The organism is Paraburkholderia sp. SECH4 (genome assembly GCF_030511745.1).
GTDB lineage: Bacteria > Pseudomonadota > Gammaproteobacteria > Burkholderiales > Burkholderiaceae > Paraburkholderia > Paraburkholderia madseniana.
Genome location: NZ_JALOCP010000121.1, coordinates 1 through 1,192 on the forward strand (window position 1 = coordinate 1; position 1,192 = coordinate 1,192).

Here is a 1,192-nt window from a genome sequence, read left to right on the forward strand (position 1 = left end):
GCGTCTCCTTTGATCGCGGGACGACGAACTCAGGGGAACGGCGGCAACGACGAGATGCACCGCCGACTCAGCAGAAACCACCAACGCCGGGACTCCGGAATCTAGGGGCCCGGTCAGCTAATAAACCTTGGAGAGTGCGATGTCAGACGCAGCCGTACCGATGGTCTTTCTCGTGTTGAGCATTCACGACGAGTACGGCCACGCGGTTTTTCACGAGGCGTTCTCGACGCGAAAGAAGGCAGACGACTACGTAGACGCTTCGCGTCCGTCCGAGGGCCTGTATGTCGAAGGCTACGCGCTCGACAGCGCGCAGCCGCCGTGCCGCACGTTCGTCGGTGGCCCCTGGAAACCCGCTACCTGACAAAAACCATTCTGACCTTAGCCCGAATCAGGCAGGTCGGGCCGCGTCTCAACACTGGAGAGAATCACCATGAGCAATCTGCACACGCTACCGGTAGAAATCCGTCACATGCACTTTTTCGCGGGGCTTGGAGGCGGCGCAAAGGGCTTCAACGAGGGACACGCGCGGGTAGGAACCATGGAGGCTCGCTTCCGTTGCATCGGCGGCATCGACGTCGATCCGGCCGCGATCCGTGACTTTGAGAAAATGACCGGCGTGCGCGGTACTGTGATGGACCTGTTTGACCGCGACCAATATAAGGCGTTTCATGGGGTCGAGCCGCCCACCGGGTGGCGTGAGGCAACCACCGCCGACATCCACCGCGCAGCAGGCGGAGAGCGCCCGCATATCGTGTTTCTCTCCGCGCCCTGCAAAGGCTTTTCGGGGCTACTGGCCCAGTCCCTCAGCTTGACCGACAAGTATCAGGCGCTTAACCGGCTGACCTTGCGCGGCGTCTGGCTGATGCTCGAAGCCTGGGCCGACGATCCTCCCGAACTCATCATTTTTGAAAACGTGCCCCGTATCAAAAATAGAGGGCGCTCGCTGTTAGACCAGATTGTTGCGCTCATGCGGCGTTATGGTTAAAGGCGCAACACAACTGCACCAGCTCCCGCAAGACATACGGCCGCATGGAACTGCCTTACGTGATGCATGAATATATCCTGCTGTTCCGCCGCAAGTCAGCCACTCTGCTCGCCGTGCTTGGCACGATGGCGACGCAGGCACATGCACGTCTGCAGATCCTATGAGCAGGGGACGTCGACGAACTGATACGTAAAATCAGCGTGTCGA

1 protein-coding gene and 1 pseudogene are annotated in these 1,192 nt (G+C 59.7%); both read left to right on the forward strand.

What is annotated here, in order from left to right:
- The first annotated feature begins 139 nt into the window (after window positions 1–139).
- Window positions 140–361, forward strand: coding sequence for a hypothetical protein (locus M0D67_RS42005; RefSeq protein ID WP_266243687.1), 222 nt, complete (start codon window positions 140–142; stop codon window positions 359–361).
- A 69-nt stretch (window positions 362–430) separates the two neighbouring features.
- A pseudogene (locus tag M0D67_RS42010) lies at window positions 431–982 on the forward strand (DNA cytosine methyltransferase); the annotation flags it as partial.
- Between the last annotated feature and the right edge of the window lie 210 nt (window positions 983–1,192).

Bases quoted from the DNA above. Each gene is read 5' to 3' on its own strand.
- M0D67_RS42005 (WP_266243687.1), top strand. From the start codon at position 140: ATGTCAGACGCAGCCGTACCGATGGTCTTTCTCGTGTTGAGCATTCAC.